General features: G+C 51.6%; 13 protein-coding genes and 1 pseudogene. 7 read left to right on the top strand and 7 right to left on the bottom strand.

The features are described 5' to 3' along the window. Nucleotides 1-328 precede the first annotated feature (328 nt). The 3 genes from Q6A92_RS18935 to Q6A92_RS18925 form a co-directional block, all read right to left on the bottom strand. Entirely contained in the window at nt 329-1636 is a 1308-nt protein-coding gene (locus Q6A92_RS18935; protein ID WP_332239093.1) for an Nramp family divalent metal transporter, read from the bottom strand. Nucleotides 1637-2054: 418 nt separating this feature from the next. Then, the gene (locus tag Q6A92_RS18930; RefSeq protein WP_332239050.1) at nt 2055-3095 is read right to left on the bottom strand and encodes a YkvI family membrane protein; all 1041 of its coding nucleotides are present in this window, start codon (nt 3093-3095) and stop codon (nt 2055-2057) included. Between the two features lie 203 nt (nt 3096-3298). Next, nucleotides 3299-3397 (bottom strand): YjcZ family sporulation protein, encoded by a 99-nt coding sequence (locus tag Q6A92_RS18925; protein ID WP_274398488.1) that lies wholly within the window; start codon nt 3395-3397, stop codon nt 3299-3301. Between the two features lie 392 nt (nt 3398-3789). Here Q6A92_RS18925 and Q6A92_RS18920 point away from each other — a divergent pair, with 392 nt between their 5' ends. Beyond that, entirely contained in the window at nt 3790-5022 is a 1233-nt protein-coding gene (locus Q6A92_RS18920) for an aminopeptidase (RefSeq protein ID WP_274398486.1), read from the top strand. A gap of 208 nt (nt 5023-5230) precedes the next feature. Here the strand turns inward: Q6A92_RS18920 and Q6A92_RS18915 are convergent, their stop codons facing one another. Then, nucleotides 5231-7378 carry a methyl-accepting chemotaxis protein gene (locus Q6A92_RS18915; protein WP_332239049.1) on the bottom strand — a complete coding sequence of 716 codons (2148 nt, stop codon included), beginning with the start codon at nt 7376-7378 and terminating at the stop codon, nt 5231-5233. Between the two features lie 100 nt (nt 7379-7478). Next, entirely contained in the window at nt 7479-8765 is a 1287-nt protein-coding gene (locus tag Q6A92_RS18910) for a methyl-accepting chemotaxis protein (protein WP_274398483.1), read from the bottom strand. A 356-nt stretch (nt 8766-9121) separates the two neighbouring features. Here Q6A92_RS18910 and Q6A92_RS18905 point away from each other — a divergent pair, with 356 nt between their 5' ends. Continuing rightward, nucleotides 9122-9517 carry an OsmC family protein gene (locus Q6A92_RS18905; RefSeq protein WP_274398481.1) on the top strand — a complete coding sequence of 132 codons (396 nt, stop codon included), beginning with the start codon at nt 9122-9124 and terminating at the stop codon, nt 9515-9517. A gap of 822 nt (nt 9518-10339) precedes the next feature. Here Q6A92_RS18905 and Q6A92_RS18900 read toward each other — a convergent pair. Continuing rightward, nucleotides 10340-10837: a coiled-coil domain-containing protein gene (locus Q6A92_RS18900; protein ID WP_332239048.1), complete on the bottom strand. Its 498-nt coding sequence runs from the start codon at nt 10835-10837 to the stop codon at nt 10340-10342. A gap of 199 nt (nt 10838-11036) precedes the next feature. Between Q6A92_RS18900 and Q6A92_RS18895 the strand changes: the two genes are divergently transcribed. Next, entirely contained in the window at nt 11037-11204 is a 168-nt protein-coding gene (locus Q6A92_RS18895) for a hypothetical protein (protein WP_274398478.1), read from the top strand. A 20-nt stretch (nt 11205-11224) separates the two neighbouring features. Here the strand turns inward: Q6A92_RS18895 and Q6A92_RS18890 are convergent. Continuing rightward, nucleotides 11225-12566, bottom strand: a pseudogene (locus tag Q6A92_RS18890) (D-serine ammonia-lyase). Nucleotides 12567-13266: 700 nt separating this feature from the next. On the opposite strand from Q6A92_RS18890, the gene Q6A92_RS18885 reads away from it, so the two are divergent. From Q6A92_RS18885 to Q6A92_RS18870, 4 genes are all read left to right on the top strand, one after another. Further along, nucleotides 13267-13992, top strand: coding sequence for a FadR/GntR family transcriptional regulator (locus Q6A92_RS18885; RefSeq protein ID WP_274398476.1), 726 nt, complete (start codon nt 13267-13269; stop codon nt 13990-13992). Then, a complete protein-coding gene (locus tag Q6A92_RS18880) occupies nt 13979-15184 on the top strand; it encodes a CaiB/BaiF CoA transferase family protein (protein ID WP_332239046.1) in 1206 nt (401 codons plus the stop codon). The genes Q6A92_RS18885 and Q6A92_RS18880 overlap by 14 nt, the downstream gene beginning before the upstream one ends. Continuing rightward, nucleotides 15184-16128, top strand: a complete 945-nt coding sequence (locus Q6A92_RS18875; RefSeq protein ID WP_332239045.1) for a hydroxymethylglutaryl-CoA lyase — start codon at nt 15184-15186, stop codon at nt 16126-16128. Before Q6A92_RS18880 ends, Q6A92_RS18875 begins: the two co-directional genes overlap by 1 nt. A gap of 64 nt (nt 16129-16192) precedes the next feature. Continuing rightward, nucleotides 16193-17554: an MFS transporter gene (locus Q6A92_RS18870; RefSeq protein WP_332239044.1), complete on the top strand. Its 1362-nt coding sequence runs from the start codon at nt 16193-16195 to the stop codon at nt 17552-17554. Nucleotides 17555-17791: the final 237 nt, after the last annotated feature.

Raw genomic sequence — 17791 nt, 5'->3', positions numbered from 1 at the left:
GTGTGATATCGATCCCACCAAACAGCACCCGCCGCAGTAATCAGGATACACGCTGTACCAAACACACCTACGATCATCTTGATCACACTCCTCGTGTATTGATAGCGCTTTCACACCTATATTATACTTCTCGGAGCCCGTATGACACAAGTCGGAAATTTATCATTCCGGCTTCTTTTTGAAAAGAATATTTGCCCATGCCGGGCGAAAAAAAAACGCCGTACGGCGCAATCTGCATTTTGATTTCTATTAAGTAACGACAAAGAAGCGCGAATCCGCCCCGAAAGCCGGAACAGTCGAATCGAAGCCGATGCAGCGAATTAGGCGATCATTGGCCGGTAAATGTCTGATAGAGCAAAAAGATATTCAGCGCAATGACGACGGCGGCCACCATCCAGGCGAGCACGGTCGTGATCTTTCGGTTAACCAGATTCCCCATGAGCTGCTTATTGTTTGTAAAAATGACAAGCGGAATAATTGCCAGCGCGATTCCGAACGACAGGACAACCTGGCTAATAACCAGCGCGCTCGTCGCATTTGCCCCGGAAATAATCACGGCCAGCGGCGGAATCATCGAACAAACCCGGCGCAGAAAAACCGGAATACGTTTGTGAATAAAGCCCTGCATCATAATGTCGCCGGCCAGCGTGCCGACCGAAGAGCTCGACAGCCCGGCGGCAAGGAGGCCGACACCGAACAGGATCGCCGCGCCCGGTGCAATAAGAGCGCCGAATTGCTGATAGGCCACACTCAGGTCGGAAATGACGATGTGTCCGTAAAACGTTGATGCGGCAACGGCAAGCATAATCGCATTAATCACACCGGCTATCACCATGGCAATCAGGATATCAACCAGTTCAAAGTGAAAAATTCTTTTCCTTTCTTCCGGCGTCCGGCCAATGACTCTTTTCGATGTCAAGCCCGAGTGCATATAGATGGCGTGGGGCATCACGGTTGCCCCCAGGATGCCGGCAGCAAGCAAAATACTGTTCGTTCCCTGAAAACGCGGCACAAATCCGGCCATCAGCGGAGCCAGTGCAGGCGCTGAGAACACGATTTCACAGCTGAAAGCAATGACAATGATGAAAACCATGGATGCGATAGCCATTTCAAGAGAGCGGTAACCTCTGACCTGAAAAGCAAGGATTAAAATGGTACAGAAGCCGGTCAGGATCGCCGCCGGCAGGATCGGGATACCGAAAACAAGATTGAATCCGACGGCGGCGCCGATGAACTCGGCCAAATCAGTTGCCATAACCATAATTTCGCCCTGGATCCAGTAAAAGATCGATACGCCTCTCGGCCAGCGGTCACGCAGAATTTCAGGCAGATTATATCCGGTGGCAATTCCGATCTTGGCCGACAGCGTCTGAATCAGAATGGCCATCAAATTAGAAAGGATCACGACCCACAGAAGCAAGTATCCATACTGCGAACCGCTCTGAATATTGGTCGCATAGTTGCCCGGATCGATATAGGCAACGGCGGCGATGAACGCCGGGCCAATAAACGGCAGCAGTTTTTTCCATCCTTTCGCATCCCCGATGACTTTCTGCAGCGATTGCGACCGGTCGTTTCCGCCATCCGGCGGTGCGCCGTTCAGAATCTTACTTCCTTCTGCCAGCGGGACGGGCATTCGCCCATCACTTCGTTCCGGCATTCAATCATCTCCTATTCGCTTGGTGAATATTTGTTTCCCTAATGCAACACATCCGCTAAAAACAACATACGCTATTTATGTATAAATTGCAACTGAAAAACTGTAAAATTAATTTCACTTTTACATTAAAACGCTTTCATATTTTTTGCGATCCGCGGTAAAGTTTCCGAACAATAATAAAGAACCGATGCGAAAAGGAACGCCGATTTTTCTTGGGATACCGGCTAATTTTATAACCCGGAACGGCGGACGCGGACCGAAACGGAAGGCATTTATGACGCAAGCCGCCCGTTTGCAGCACGCCGGCATGAATCAGCCCTAAGACAAGATGCACCGGCCAAGATCGATATCTTTTCCCTGCCTGTCCAACAAAAGCGCCGACCGGAAACCGTGTTCAACGTCGCCCGCCCCCTTTCTTCGGGAGCCGGATCCAAAGCATATAAAGAATAATAGCAACACAGAGTATGCCGAAGAACGGGTAGAGCGTCCGAATCAGGGATCCGTACCCTGCCTGGCTGATCAGGAACGCACCGGCAAACAGAATCAGCATAGCCGTGCGGATATTGGAAATTAAAGGGAATGTGCTGCGCAGCTGACGCGCCAGACCAAAAATGTTTCCAATAAATGTGGTCAGAATTTCACCAAAGACGACTGCAGCAAATCCGGCATGAATGAGAGGACCGAAATGCCTGACGATTTCAGCCATCGGCATCTCGAATCCGTGGGACTCAGGGGAACCGAGCAGAAGAAAATGGATCAGGATCAGGATCAGACCGAGGCCCGTCCCGCCAAGTATGCCGCCGAACCAGAGTACCGACTCATCTTCAGTTTCCTTGGCGAGCGGAACAAGAACGACGAGTGCAGTCAATATATTGAAGGAAGCATAGCTGACGGCGGCGGGGACCCATCTGATATTTCCAGGCAGCCAGACCGCATTCGGGACCATACCGCGTCCGAGAAAAACAGCCAGCACAAAAGCCGCCAGCATCGGTACGACGAGTGTATTGATCAGCAGGAGGCCGCGGATTCCTTTTGATAAGAAAAGAAAACCGACTGCCAATGCCAGTACAATGCCAATCTGCCTGTGCCAGCCAAGCTGCTCCTGAAAGACGGCACCGGCACCGGCAAGCATGACACCGGTGATTCCGAGAATCACAAAGAAGATAAGCGCCTGTATAGCCGTTCCCAGCCGATCGCCGAAGATATGTATGACCAATTCGTTAAAAGAATAGGCACCGATCCGCCGGGCATAGATCATCATCTTAGTGCCTGCCAGCGTGATCACGATTCCGCTTAAAACTGCACCCAGCGTCCCATTGTCCTGATATTGGGTAAAAAACTGCACGATTTCCTTGCCGGATGCAAAACCCGCACCGACAATCGTCCCAATAAACGCAGAAGCCACCTGGAGAACACGGATTATCTTTTTTATCATTCAGCACACTCCCTGACTCCGTATTTCGTCGGCTTTATCGTCCGCGTTTATGCACGCCGCCCGCTCCGAAGCCCCTTTTCCACTCTATGCGGCACTTGTCCGGGTCATGCCGGGCCTGTCCCCCAACCGGCCCGGCCGGGAAACAGCCAAAAAAAAAACAGACCGGCGCAATACTTATTGTATCGCGCCGGATCTTTTAACGATTAATATACCCAGACTGCGCCAATGATGATTAAGAGAATGAAAAGCACAACAATCAGCGCAAATCCTGAACCGTATCCATATCCAACTGAGGCACCCATGCGCTTCATCACCTCCATGTCAATTTCCCTATCATCCTATGCAAACGCTTGGATTCGGACCGCCCGAATTTTAAATTTGCTTCATTTTTTCCCGATCGTTTTTAGCAGGGAATGGGCGGCAAGTCCCCTATGTGCAGGCTGTTTTCCGAAGGATGGCCGCCTTCATTGAAGAGGGAGCGGGTCGTTTCCCCGAGTTGGCTATGATAAAATGAAATTTGGCAGCTTGTGTTAAAAAGAGCGGAAATATTTTTTTAGAACAGAACAGGAGACCGGAATTCTTCAGAAGGCATGCTTCCTGACGGTTTCAGGCAGCGTACGGTCTCTGCATAAAAAGATTTTTTCGCGGCTTTTTGCACACATTTTGGAATACTGATTTTCCGGGAGGGTTTTACATGGATCATTTCGAGAAACTGCTTGACAATTACGCCGCTATCGCCGTCACGATCGGGCTGAATGTTCAGAGGGGACAGGACGTCATGATTTTTGCTCCCGTCGAAGCTCCCGATTTCACACGGAAAGCGGTGCGAAAGGCCTATGAGGCCGGTGCAGAAAATGTCTACGTCGAGTGGTCGGACGAGGCAGTGACGCGAACAATGTTTGACCTGGCACCGGATCAGGCGTTTGAAAAATATCCCGAATGGCGCGCCGATACGTACCGTGAACTGGCAGACAGCAATGCCGCTTTCCTTTATATCTATTCACCTAACCCGGAATTGTTGAAGGGCATTGATCCGGAGCGCGTGGCCCTGAGCCGGAAGACAGCCTCCGCCGCAAACAAAAAATTTACCGACGCCAAGATCAGTGCGACGGTCAGCTGGACAATCGTCTCCGTTCCGACCGAGGCCTGGTCCGCAAAAATCTTCCCCGATCTCGGCAGGAAGGAACGGATTGAAGCACTTTGGAAACAGATTTTTACAATCACCCGCACGGACAGGGACAACCCGGAACAGGCCTGGAAAGAGCACATCCAGGCACTGGCGGACAAACTGGACTATTTTAATGAAAAGCGGTTCCGAAAGCTGTATTATAAGGCGCCGGGGACGGATCTGACCATTGAACTTCCTTCCGGGCACCTGTGGGCGGGCGGCGGCATGACAAACGGCAGGGGGACGCCCTTCCAGCCGAACATTCCGACCGAAGAAATATTTACCATGCCGCTGAAAACGGGGGTCAACGGTACGGTGGCGAGCACGAAACCGCTGAACAATGACGGCAATCTGATCGATCATTTTTCTCTTAAATTCCGGAACGGACGAATCGTTGATTCCGCTGCCGAAAGGGGTGGCGAAGCACTTAGAAAAATTATCGAAACCGACGAGGGTTCTCATTATCTCGGCGAGGTTTCACTTGTCCCTCATCACTCGCCGATTTCGGAAACCAACCTGATTTTCTACAATACGCTTTTCGATGAAAATGCATCCTGCCACCTGGCGATCGGGGCATCATTCCCCTTCAACTATCGGGGCGGCCGGCAGATGAGCAAAGAAGCGCTTGCCGAAGCAGGTGCCAACGCCAGCCTGGCCCATGTCGATTTCATGATCGGCTCCGATCAGCTGGATATCGACGGCGAAACAGCGGACGGGCGGCGCATTCCTATTTTCAGGAAGGGAAACTGGACCATCTAGAACAGGATGAATCTCAAAACAACCAATAACGAAAGAGGACGTCCGGAAACCGAAACATCGATTTCAAGACGCCCTCTTTAATTTCATGATACGTGATACGGATCATCCATCGATTTGAGCACTCAGTCTATTCCTGATTCGTTAAGAACGGTTCTTGTTTAATGAATGCCTGTTTTCCAGGCAAAACACGGCCGTCTTCCCTATCCCTTCAGATCTTAAACTGTCCGATCGCTTTCCGCATCAGTCCGGCCTGCTGATCCAGATCGCCCGCCAGTTTATTGAGCTCTTCCATGGCAGCATTCTCCTCTTCAACAGAAGCGCTGACTTCTTCCGTACCGGCCGCCGTTTCTTCACTGGTCGAGGCAATCATCTGCGATCCTTCGCTGATCTGTTCAATATTGGCCTCCGTCTTGCGGATGGCGCCCGCAATGGCCTGAATACCTTTAACGTTCGTTTCAATCGTCCGATCGATTTCCCTGAACGCCCGGTTCGTCTCCTCGACCGCCGCACTCTGCATCTGTACCATCCTGCCCGTCTCCTCGCACAGTTCAACGGCATGATTTGTCTGCTCATTCATTTCTTTGACCATTTCCGTCACGTGTTTCAGCGACTGATTGGTTTGCCGGGCGAGTTGGCGGATTTCGCCGGCGACAACGGCAAAGCCTTTTCCATGTTCGCCTGCGTGCGCGGCCTCGATACTGGCGTTCAGCGACAGCAGATTAGTCCTTCTGGCGATGCCGCCGAGCACATCGACAATTTCGTTAATGCCGGCGATCTGCTTCTCAAGCTGCGATACAGCCTGAATGATCTGCCCGGTTGTATCGGACGATGCCTTGGACTGAACCGACAGATGTTTCAGCTTCTCTTCGCCTTCCTTTGATGACGCGGCCATCTGATTCGCTCCGAGAAGAACTTCTTTGCTTCTTGCATCCATTTTTCTGACCGCATCAACGAGCGACTGCAGAGAGGACAGATTCCCTTCAATGGATTTCGACTGATCGGAGGCGCCCCTTGCTATTTCATTGACGGTTGCACTGATTTCATTCGTCGCTGCCGTATTCTCTTCCACACTCGCGACCAGCGTCTGCGAAGCACCCATGATCCGGCGCGACACCTCATTCATCTTTTCGAAGGCTTCTCTGTTCACCCTGGCCATTTGATTTATGCTTCCTGTCAGTTCAGCCAGTTCATCACTTCCCTTTACAGGAATGGATACAGTAAGATCTCCGTTTTCAATCCGTTTGGCAGTTTCCTCGATTTTTCTGATGCGGGCGATCATTTTTTTCAACAGATAATCCGTAAGCCAAATGGCAACGATCAAAATAATCAGCACAATCAGTGCCGACGGCAGAGCGATCAGATTGGCCTTATTTGAAATTTCGCTCTTATCGATAACACCAAGGAGCGTCCAACCGGTCGTTTGATTTTTTTCAAAACAGATCAGTTTTTGCCTGCCGTCGATTGTCGCGTAAAACATGCCGCTCCGGCCCATCGTATTCATTTTCTGATAAAACGACTGTTTCCGGACGTTCGCACCGATCTCATTATTCTTCGGGGCCGATATATATGTACCGGACTTGTCAAGTAAAGCCGCATAACCTGAATTCCCGAATTTCGTCCCGCGGATCTGATTGACGATCGTCTGCAGGAAAAAATCAAGTTTGACGACGCCCTTCACCTTTCCGTGATCCATGACTGCCTCGGCGACACTGACGATACTCTGCTGCGTGACATTGTCGGCATAGGGGTTGGTCCAGACGAACCGGCCCTTTCCCTGCGCCCCGAGCCTGTACCAGGAATCTTTGGTCGGGTCATAATTTTTATCGTAAAAATAAAGCGGAGCACGGATCACCGTTTTGTCGGCCGAAGCAAATGTAAGCGCTTGATAAAGTTTGTTGGAGGAAATGACATTCTGAAAATCCTGATTAATCGCATCGGCATTGGCTTTGGGATCGGCCAGTCTGTCGCTCAGCGCAGCCTGGCCGGTCACCGCCTGGGCATCATTGAATATTGTCGAAAAATTCGCATTGACTGTTTTCAGCTGGGTCATCGTCGATTGCGCCAGGTCATTCGTCGTCGTTGTCAGCCCATAAAAATAACTGAACACTGCTCCGGAAAGGCCGAAAATCACAATGACCGTGACAAAAGGAAAAAGCAGCTGTTTTCTCAGGCTGAAATTGAGAAACTGCCCGGAAGGCACATGCTTTCCGAAAAACGAATGCCCGGAATTCTTCCCGCCTTTTGATAAAAAGCCTGCGGCTCCCCCGCTTGTTCTTTTCCCATTTTCGGATCGGGTTTCCCCGCCTCCCGCACTTTCCGGCTGCTTCTTTTTAAAGGGTTCTCTGTCTTTCTTCATGCTTTTTCCCCCACTCTTCTCCGCTTCTTCTATGTATTTTCTTAAATATCGGAAAATAAAGTAACTGTCTCAGCCGCATAGACAGGCTGAGACTGATTGATCATGAAAGCTTATATTTCTTCAAATCCTTGCGAAGAGCCGCAGCATCGTTCTCAAGATTCGCCGCCAGCCGGGACAGCTGTTCCAGGCCCGCCGTCTGCTCCTCTATCGAAGCCGTCACTTCTTCGGTACCGGCAGCCGTTTGCTCGCTGATCTCGGTCATTCCGTCGATATTTTTCTTCACGACCTTATTTTCTTTCAGCATATCGCCGACCGATGCAACGATGCTGGCAATCCGCTCATTGTTGCTGTTCACTGCCTGCGTAATGTTTTTTGCCGCTTTTTCAAAATTGCTGACAACGACATACTGCTCCTCCAGTACCCTGCTCGTATTTCCGGCAAAAGTTACTGTATTCTCCGTATCTTTCTGAATGCCTGCAAGCAGATCGGAAATCTCCTGCAGCGCGCTATCGGTCTGATCGGACAGCTTCCGGACCTCGTCGGCGACAACGGCGAATCCTTTTCCCTGCTCACCTGCGCGGGCCGCTTCAATAGCCGCATTAAGCGCAAGCAGATTGGTCTGAGAGGCTATTTCGGAAATCGTTTCCAGTATTTTGCCGACATTTTTTGTACGGCCGTCAAGTGAAGAAATCGCATCAATAATATCGGCAGTCGCAGCCGTCGTCCGTTCCGAATGGCTCCGCAATTTGGCGACGGACTGTACGTTGCTTTCCGATATCCCAATCAACTCTTCCGCGCCCTTTTTCATCAGCTCGGTTTGTCCGGCGATATCTTCCATTTTCTGATCAATCACATCGGCAGCCTCTTTATTTTTATTCATCAATTCAGCCTGATTGGAGGCTCCGGCCGCAATTTCCGACATCGTCGAACCCACTTCATTGGAAGAAGCCGTATTCTCTTCAACGCTGGCAACTAAAGTCTGCGATGCATCGCCCACTTTTTCTGAAACATGCGTGATGTTCTCAATCATCTGGCGGTTCACATCGATCATATGATTGATGCCGGCCGCAAGAGCGCTGAACTCATCGCTTCCCTGATCATCAACCCGTACGCTCAGATCGCCGTTTTTCACTTCTTCCAGAGCCTGTCTCAGATGGTCGATTCTTTTTGAATAGAAAGCCGCAATGAAGTATGAAGAAAAAAATCCCAGCACCAGCACAATCAGCAGCAGTACGACCACCGGAAGCACGCCGAAGGAGCGTCCCAGGATATAAGTAAAGATAACCGTCAAAATAATCAGCATTGAAAACGGCAGCGCAAACCTCGCCTGCAGGCCCAGATCCATTCTTCCCTGGCGGGATCCCGCCTTTTTGTCTTTTACAGCCATGACTCATCCGTCCTTTCCGAACTCGGCCGGAACCGTGATTCATCTGTCTATACTTTCACGATTCCGGTTTTACCCATTTACTTTATCGGCGATCCAGCTGAAAAAGTTAACGGTATGCCTCGATTAAACATGGATGGGCCTGGCCGGGATCCATTCGGGCGCTGTCCGGCGAAACCCCGGATCCCGGCATATCTCCGGCCACAATTGTCGGACGGTATATACGGTATATAGTTAATAGAACGAACAGCGGTCGTACTGTTCTATTTGGCAAACAGGCCGCCGCTTTTTTATTTGGAGCACGCCCTTTGACAAAATGGCGGCGGCTTGATATTTTCAAATTGAAGGGGGAATCACTCATGACACTGCTGGCCAATCGCCAAGGTTTCCGACTGACGGATCCTCACGGAACAATGGATATTAATAAAGAAGGCGATTTCACACCGGGCGATCTGCTGGAAACGGCGATCGGCGCGTGCAGCGGCCTTGTATTCAAGAGACTGCTGGCAAACCGCGGCATCGATTACGGCGAACTGAGGATCGAGACCGAACGCGAGACCGCTAAGGAAAAGCCGGAGCCGATCACAAAAGTCGGTGTTCATTTCACCATTAAGGGAAACGGCCTCGATGAAAAGCTGCTTCGCAGACTGTTCACCCATGTTTATCCGAACTGCACCATCGCCCAGTCAGTCAAAGGAGCGATCGAAGTCGCAGAAACACTCACTATTGAGCAGACAGCGGATGCCGCGGAATAAACGGCCTTGTCTCAGGCAGCCCATCTGACGGGTCCGGCTTCGTATCCAAGACAAGCGGTTCGATAAAATGTACGATTCAGAGAAACTGCAGAATAAAAGAGAAAACGGAATAAAAAGGGAGTGGAAACGTTCCCTTTTTTATTTTGGGCACTGAGGGCAGAGCGTCCTTCAGAGAAAAACGCCTGCCTGTTTTCTGCATATTCGCACTTATTGATTCTTTGCAGGTTACTGCCGATTCTGCAGCCGTTATTGTAGATTTCAATGAATTGACTGGTGATTTCGGAAAATTTATTCCTATTTTGAGATCAATTGCTGCCGTTAAAAGCAGGCATTTTATTAAATCCTGATCGGCCTCCCGAAAAAAGCAACCAGCATTCAGCTTTTTTCCTGTTCATCCATTCTTTTATCACTCTTCCGTGACACGTTTCTGCTTTAAAACTTACATCGGCTCTAACTTGCAAAAAGGCATCTGCCCCGGCCTGACGCTGAGACAGATACCTTTTTATTGTATCGTGATTTTCTCGTTGACACCTGACTATGGCTCGGGCAATGCGGGCATCCGTAAAAACACGGCGCCGTCAAAGAGGCCGGCCGGATTTTAAACAAGGCGCTGGCGAAAAATCAAAATGATTACCGTTTAACTGTTTGCTTCTATTGCAGCATATACAATCTGCCTTTGAATTATTTTTTAAAACAGCGGTTATTTAAGAGCCTTAAGCATTTGAGATTCAAAATAAAAAGCGGGAGAAAATTCAGACGAAAAAACAGAGGGTTCGGGGAAAACCCAAGGATGGAGAATACAGGATTGATGAAGGCAGAGATTTATACTTTTGCCTTTCGCTTGATCTTCTGGACTTCCGAGCGTGTCGTCCACGTATCCTCGCGAAGCAGATCGATCTGGTCGGTCAGACGGTCGCGCAGATCATCGATTCTCTGGTTCGTTTTCTTTTGTTCAAGCTTTACCTGTCCAAGTTCCTTGTGTATGGAATCGATGTCGCCGTGCATCGAATCTATTTCCTCACGCATCGTATCCATATCGCTGCGCATTGAGTCAATGTCGCCGCGCATCGAGTCAATGTCACCGCGCATCGAGTCAATGTCACTGCGCATCGAGTCAATGTCACCGCGCATCGTATCCATATCGCTGCGCATCGAGTCAATGTCGCCGCGCATCGAGTCAATGTCGCCGCGCATCGAGTCAATGTCGCCGCGCATCGAGTTAATGTCGCTGCGTATGGAGTCAACATCCTCGCTCATTTCCTTGACATGTCCATCCAGTTCCTTAATCGCCTGCATCAGCATTTGCGATTCACTGCTCATTTTCCATCATCTCCTTTATACAGGCAATTATATCAGTCGCACGCAGATTCCGGCAAGCAAATTTTAAGGACAGGCTGCCGCCGGCGATGATGATATAATCAGGCAACGCCTGACGGCTTTCTGTCCATGGAATCATGCATAAAATCGCTTCTTCGATGAAAGAATAACGTATCCGACAGCTTTAAAAAGGAGAGGTCTCATGGTTAATAAAGAGCAGGAATTCAAGCGCCAGTTCAAATCCCGGGAAAACAGCGGCGAACACCGGAACGGCCGGCTTGCCCAGGAAAAAAATCATCATTCGGACGGCAGCGGCGTGCCCAATGAATACGTCAGCAAAAAAGAAGAGGACACTGACATTCCGGATTAAGCAGTGATTATTCGAAACGGTCAGATCCGGGAGGCCCTTTCATAATCGGCAGCCCGGATTTTTTGCGGGACCATGCCCCCTCCTGTTGCCCATAAGAGAAAAGTTGCGTCGGCGGTCTTTTCAGTCAGATGGTGGATGTGCAGATAATGTTTCCCGAATTCCGTACCGAGAAGCATCTGGCCCGGCGATTCCGGCAGCGGCCGACGGTTCGATCCAATGCCTTTCCGTATCGGCGAGCCCCTTCTGCAGCTGAAAAAGGCGGCGGTCGCAGACGGTCAGGCAGCCCGATATCAGGTGCCCCGCCGCTTTTCCGGCAAACGCGGACGTTTTCGGCACGGCGAGCCCGTCCGCAGCCGTACGGTTATCCAGTCCGAAATCTATCACCGAAACCCGGTCGTACAGTCCGGTCAGCAGCCCAAGCAGAAAGCTTGGCGAGTGCGTCGGCTCGACAAAAAAGGCGTGAACGTTTTCTCCGAATGCTTGCTTCAGGCCGAATGTCACTCCGCCCGGGGCACCGCCGACTCCGCACGGAAGGAAAACAAACAGCGGATGCCCGCCGTCAACAGCAATTCCGGCCTTCTGAAACTGTTTCTTCAGCCGATCGCCGGCCGTCGCGTAGCCGACAAACAGATCTTTTGAATGCTCATCATCGATAAAATGACAGCGGCGGTTGCTTGCCGCCTGTCTGCGCCCCGCTTCGACGGCTGTGCTGTAATCGGCTTCATACTCTCTGACCTCCGCTCCCTTTTCACGCAGCAGATCCTTTTTCCACTGCCGGGCATCGCGCGACATATGCACGGTCGTATGAAAGCCGAGTTTCGCCGCCATGATGCCGATGCTCAGGCCAAGATTGCCTGTCGAACCGACAGCAATCGCATAGTCTGAAAAAAATGCCTTGAAAGAATCATCTGCAAGAACCGCGTAATCATCCGACTCTTTCAACAAACCGCAGCCGATCGCCAACCGTTCGGCCGTTTTCAGCACCTCATAAATCCCGCCGCGCGCCTTGATCGATCCGGAAATCGGCAGCTCGCTGTCCGCCTTCATCATCAGCCGTCCGGGAATCGGTACAGACGACGAAGCCTGCAAAAATTCCTTCATCCGCGGAACTGAATAAAGCGGCGATTCAATCAGGCCGTTCGCACTCGCCGTCTCGGGAAAAGCCTTTCTAATATATGGGGCAAAACGGACCCATCGCCGCTCGGCGTCGGCCACGTCCGCCGCTGTAACGGCTATTGAAGCGGGCGTCCTCCCATATCCCGGATTCAGCCACAGCAACTCATCCATCGCCGCAATCTTCCGGATGAGCGGAAAGCGGCTCGCCCATTTATCCATCGTCTTGCCGTTCATGATCCGGCCCATTGAATCACTCCTTAATCGGTATCCGGCTTTACAGCACCGTCAGATAGATCCATCGTCATCGCAGCCGCTCACTCAAAGCAGGCCCATCCCCGTTTTCCGTTCAGACCTTATTGTGTATGAAGTACAGCGGGGCGTCCCACCAGACTCGGCCCATCTCCCGGACCGGAGCACAGCGCCATCCCCATTTCGAAGATGGGCGCTCAACATCCGCGGCTGCCCGCCTCCAGGCAAAAAAACAGCCGAACGGCACTTGACGGCCGCAGCATGGCAAGAAGCGCTTGCGCGAATTCGGCCATGATCGCTCCGGATCGGAGGCTCTCTGCTCTGAAAATCCCTGAGAATCAGATGAAGCATCCGGCAAAATTTTTTCTGCGGCTGCCCGTCTTGCTATTCCGGGCGGGTTTATTTCGCATCTTTTACTATAGCATCGATCGTGCATTTTTTCCCGTGTCCGGCCGGATTCCTTTTCATTAAGAATAAAGCGGCCGTCCCATCCCTCGAGAAATATCGCATGCATAAATGAGCTCTATTTCAACAACTCCGATCGTTTTTTCGCCCGGCCGCATCAATTTTCCTCCATCATTTTCCCCTGCTCATTCTTCATCTTGTCACAAATCATTCATAAAGCGATGTTCTGCCTCATACATTGACGTTGAATTGGGCCGCCCAGCAGCCCAATGGCACAGGAAGGAGCGTCGACATGCCGTTTTTCTCTGAAGTTGAATGTCAGCGGGTCTACGAAAACATCATCTTCCAGATTAAGGAGCTGATCGATGAGAAAAAACTGAAACCCGGCGACCGGCTGCCGAGTGAAAGAAAAATGGCCGCGTATCTGGGATGCAGCCGGACATCCGTACGCGAAGCCTTCCGCGTACTGGAAGCGGACGGTTTAGTGATTTCACGGCAGGGCGGCGGACGGTTCATTCAGAACAGCGATCAGGAGCTTGTCATGTCCTATCATTTGAATTCAGCCGGTATTGTTGAAAAAAATGCGGTTTTGCAATTCATTGAGGCAAGAGAAGCGCTGGAGCCGAAAGTTGCCGAACTCGCCTGCGCGCGGGCAACGGAACAGGAACTTGCCGTTATAAAACAGGATCTGGAAAATCCGGCCGCCGATTTTGAATCGGCCGATAAACAAAAAAAAGCGTTCCTGAACTTCCATCTGTCTCTCGCGCGGGCCTCGCACAATTTTATTCTCGTCTCGATGATGGAAGCAAACGCGAATCTGATCTGCCGGATCCGGAAATGGACGCTTTTTTCAGAAAAAAGACAGACCGAAGATTTACGGGAACATGAAGCGATTCTGAACGCTCTCATGAAACGGAATAAGGCCTTGTCCGTCGAAGCGGTTAAAAATCATTTGAGCGCCCTGCGCCGCTCTATTCTCGTGTATGAAGGAGGGATGAAGAAAAATGAAGCCAAATAACGGCCCTTTGACCGGCATCCGTGTGCTTGATGTCTCAACAATGATTGCCGCTCCGTTCGGCGCGTCGCTTCTCGGAGATCTCGGCGCCGAAATTATTAAAGTCGAACTGCCGGGCCGGGGCGATACACTGAGGAATGTCGGCCCGTGGAACGGTAAGGAAACACTGCGCTGGCCGGGTATGTCGCGCAACAAAAAATCGATCACGCTCGATATTCGCACTGAGGAAGGCAAGCAGCTGTTCAAACAACTGACAGAAACGGCGGATGTGCTGATCGAGAATTTCCGGCCCGGGACGCTCGAAAAATGGTCGCTCGGCTACGATGAACTGAAAAAAAGCAATGCAAAGCTGATCATGGTCCGCGTGTCGGGCTATGGGCAGACCGGGCCTTACAGGAATAAGGCCGGATTCGGAACGCCGGCGACGGCCTTCAGCGGCTATACCTATCTGCAGGGCTACAAAGACCGGCCGCCGGTCACGCCGTCCTTTTCACTGCTTGATTATCTGGCTGGTATCTTTGCAGCCTTTGCGGCAGTCAGCGCCCTTTTTTATCAGGAAAAAAATCACGATCCGGAAGGCCAGGTTGCCGAGTTCGGCCTTTATGAGCCGATGATCCGGATGATGGAATTTCTGATCGCCGAGTATGACCAGACCGGCTCGGTCCGGGAACGAAGCCCGGGGCTCGAAGGCCATTCGAGTCCGGCCGGGACCTTTGAAACGAAGGACGGCAGATACGTCGTGCTCGTCACCAGCACCGATTCGACATTTGCCCGTCTGGCCGCAGTCATGGGACGCGAAGACATGCTGGCCGATCCGCGTTACTGCACAAACTCGGTCCGGCTCGCCCATGATCCCGATGTAGAAAAAATCGTATCGGAATGGATCCGGCAGTACGATCAGAAAACACTCGTCGATCTGCTTGACAGCCACGGCGTACCGGTCAGCCCGATTTACAGCATTGCGGACATTTTCCGCGATCCCCAGTACCAGGCCCGGGAAAACATCGTTGAAGTGGAACATCCGCGGCTGGGCAAAATCAAAGTGCCCGGAGTGGTTCCCAAATTTTCCAAAACGCCGGGCGTCGTCCGGCACCGGGCACCGGAACTCGGCGAACACAACGAAGAGATTTTTGCAGGTGAACTGGGCCTGTCACGGGAAACATTGAAAGCGCTTCACCAAAAAGGAGTGATCTGATGAACCGGATGCGATTGCCGAAGAAGGTCCGACTTTGCGAGGTGTCGACACGCGACGGATTTCAGGCGGAGGATAAATGGATCGCAACGGATGATAAAGTCCGCCTGATTCATCTGCTGCAGGAAGCGGGCATTTCGGCGATGGAGGTGACTTCCTTCGTCCACCCGCTTGCCATTCCGCAGCTGAAAGACGCGGAAGAAGTTGTCGAGCGCGTCCGGGATCTGCCGGGGATCGCACTGCGTGCGCTTGTCCCGAATGTCAGAGGGGCAGCGCGCGCCGTAAGCGTCGGCATTAGAGAAGTAAAATGCATCCTGTCGGCATCGGACGCGCACAGTCTTGCCAACACCAACTGCACGGTCGACGAGGCGCTGGCAAAGATCCGCGCGATCGCCGAATTTGCCATTAAAAACGGGATCAAAGCGAGCGGATCGCTATCCGTAGCCTTCGGGTGCCCTTACGAAGGCCGCGTCCCGCTGGCGCAGGTTGAGCGGCTGATCCGCGCTTATCTGGAATTGGGCATCCTGGAAATCACGCTGGCCGATACGACGGGCATGGCGAATCCGCAGCAGGTTTTTGCCTATTTCGGCGAATTGAAAAGCCTTTTCCCCGCCGCCGTCTTCTCGGCCCACTTTCACAATACACGCGGTCTGGCGCAGGCCAATGTCCTCGCCGCGCTTCAGCAGGGCATCACCGAGTTCGACAGCTCCGTGGCCGGGCTCGGCGGCTGTCCGTACGCGCCCGGAGCAAGCGGCAATATCGCCACGGAAGATCTCGTCTATATGCTGTCCGAAACAGGAATTGAAACGGGAATCGACCTAGAAAAACTATTGAAGACGTCCGCGGAGATGAAAGAAGTTGTCGGACACGACGGCGGCAGCTTTCTGCTGCAGGCCGGCATTCCGAGAAAACATGATCGGCCGACGGGACAGATCAAAAGAAAATAATCCAGGATTGAGTGGTGCAAGCAATAAAGCGCCTACAATAATGCTCTTAAGGAGGAATTTTACTGTGGCAGTCACTAACAATCAGCCCACTGTTGCCGACCGGATGAATCGCTTACCCGCCTCCAATGTTTTTCTGAAAATGATTTCACGCATCGCAACAGGAGGCCTGTTTGAATTTTACGAACTGTTTCTCGCCGGGGCCATCGGCGTGACTCTGGTCAATCAGGGACTGATCTCAACGGCCGGCCTCGCCTATTTTATCGGTTCCGGTTTCTTCGGGATGTTCCTCGGAACCACGATTTTCGGCCATATCAGCGACCGGATCGGCAGGAAAAACGGATATGTCTACTCTTTGCTCATCTATTCGCTGTTTACCATACTGATGGCTTTTGCCCCCGACCAGCTCTGGATCGATCTTCTGCGCTTCGGTGCCGGATTGGGTGTCGGCGCCCAGCTGGTCATCATCGATACCTATATCAGCGAACTGACCCCTTCAAAACATCGCGGCTTTTATGTTGCTTTCGCCCATTTTATCACCTTTCTGGCCGTTCCGATCGTCACTTTGCTTTCCTATTTCCTCGTGCCGACGCATTTCCTGATCGACGGCTGGCGCTGGGTGGCGATCATCGGCGGAGTCGGCTCCGTTTTCATCTGGTGGATCCGCCTCGGCATTCCGGAATCGCCGCGCTGGCTGGAAAAACGCGGCAGAACGGAAGAGGCTGAAAGAGAAATCGCAAAAATTGAGCGGCAGATTGCCAAGGAAAAAGGAAGCCTTCCTCCTGTCATCATCGACAACGTGAAGGAAACGGAAAAGGGCAAGTTCTCCGAAATCTTCAAACCGCCCTACCGTTCACGCACCATCACCTTGATTATTTTCAATGTTTTTCAGACCGTCGGTTTTTACGGATTTGCATCCTGGGTGCCGACACTGCTTGTCAGCGAAGGCGTCACCCTCGTTCATTCCCTGCTCTACACATTTATCATCGCGCTCGCCAATCCGTTCGGTCCGCTGCTCGGCATGGCGACTTCCGACCGCTTCGAGCGGAAATGGCTGATTGTGCTTCTCTCGCTCGGCATCGCAGTCGCGGGAACAATCTTTTCATTCATGCGCATCCCGTTCTGGATCATCGTTATCGGCCTGATTATCACTCTGCTCAATAACTGGTTCAGCGCAATCTACCATTCCTATCAGGCCGAACTGTTTCCAACACGGCTCAGGGCAACCGGCGTCGGTTTCAGTTACAGCTGGGGCAGATTGAGTTCAGCCTTCTCAGGCCTTATTATCGCCCAGCTGCTCATTCACTTCGGCGTCATCGGCGTTTTCGCTTTTATTTCAGTTTCGATGCTGATCGTCGCCTTCGTCATCGGCGTCTTCGGCCCGCGCACGAACAAGCGGGACCTGGAAGTCATTTCGCCGATACAATAAAACCGATCTTTTCGAAAAAGGAGCAGGCGACGAAAACCTTCATTAATAATAAAAGGTTTCTTAACGGTATTCACTGAATGGGTCCCCGATCGGGCAAGACTGAAAAGTCCTCAAATTTTTTAAAATGTGGTTAAAGGGCACAGACAAGCAGAATAAAATCGGAAAATCGGCTGAGGGTCTGAAGGCCGCTAATGGCGTACCGTTCCGAAATCAGGAGTGAGCTTTCTCCGGGAAAAG

Source organism: Sporolactobacillus sp. KGMB 08714 (genome assembly GCF_036598985.1).
Lineage (GTDB): Bacteria > Bacillota > Bacilli > Bacillales > Sporolactobacillaceae > Sporolactobacillus.
The sequence above is the reverse complement of the archived record's forward strand: the minus strand, read 5'-3'. Positions and strand labels throughout refer to the sequence as shown.

Bases quoted from the DNA above. Each gene is read 5' to 3' on its own strand.
- Q6A92_RS18935 (WP_332239093.1), bottom strand. From the start codon at position 1,636: ATGCCCGTCCCGCTGGCAGAAGGAAGTAAGATTCTGAACGGCGCACCG.
- Q6A92_RS18930 (WP_332239050.1), bottom strand. From the start codon at position 3,095: ATGATAAAAAAGATAATCCGTGTTCTCCAGGTGGCTTCTGCGTTTATT.
- Q6A92_RS18925 (WP_274398488.1), bottom strand. From the start codon at position 3,397: ATGGGTGCCTCAGTTGGATATGGATACGGTTCAGGATTTGCGCTGATT.
- Q6A92_RS18920 (WP_274398486.1), top strand. From the start codon at position 3,790: ATGGATCATTTCGAGAAACTGCTTGACAATTACGCCGCTATCGCCGTC.
- Q6A92_RS18915 (WP_332239049.1), bottom strand. From the start codon at position 7,378: ATGAAGAAAGACAGAGAACCCTTTAAAAAGAAGCAGCCGGAAAGTGCG.
- Q6A92_RS18910 (WP_274398483.1), bottom strand. From the start codon at position 8,765: ATGGCTGTAAAAGACAAAAAGGCGGGATCCCGCCAGGGAAGAATGGAT.
- Q6A92_RS18905 (WP_274398481.1), top strand. From the start codon at position 9,122: ATGACACTGCTGGCCAATCGCCAAGGTTTCCGACTGACGGATCCTCAC.
- Q6A92_RS18900 (WP_332239048.1), bottom strand. From the start codon at position 10,837: ATGAGCAGTGAATCGCAAATGCTGATGCAGGCGATTAAGGAACTGGAT.
- Q6A92_RS18895 (WP_274398478.1), top strand. From the start codon at position 11,037: ATGGTTAATAAAGAGCAGGAATTCAAGCGCCAGTTCAAATCCCGGGAA.
- Q6A92_RS18885 (WP_274398476.1), top strand. From the start codon at position 13,267: ATGCCGTTTTTCTCTGAAGTTGAATGTCAGCGGGTCTACGAAAACATC.
- Q6A92_RS18880 (WP_332239046.1), top strand. From the start codon at position 13,979: ATGAAGCCAAATAACGGCCCTTTGACCGGCATCCGTGTGCTTGATGTC.
- Q6A92_RS18875 (WP_332239045.1), top strand. From the start codon at position 15,184: ATGAACCGGATGCGATTGCCGAAGAAGGTCCGACTTTGCGAGGTGTCG.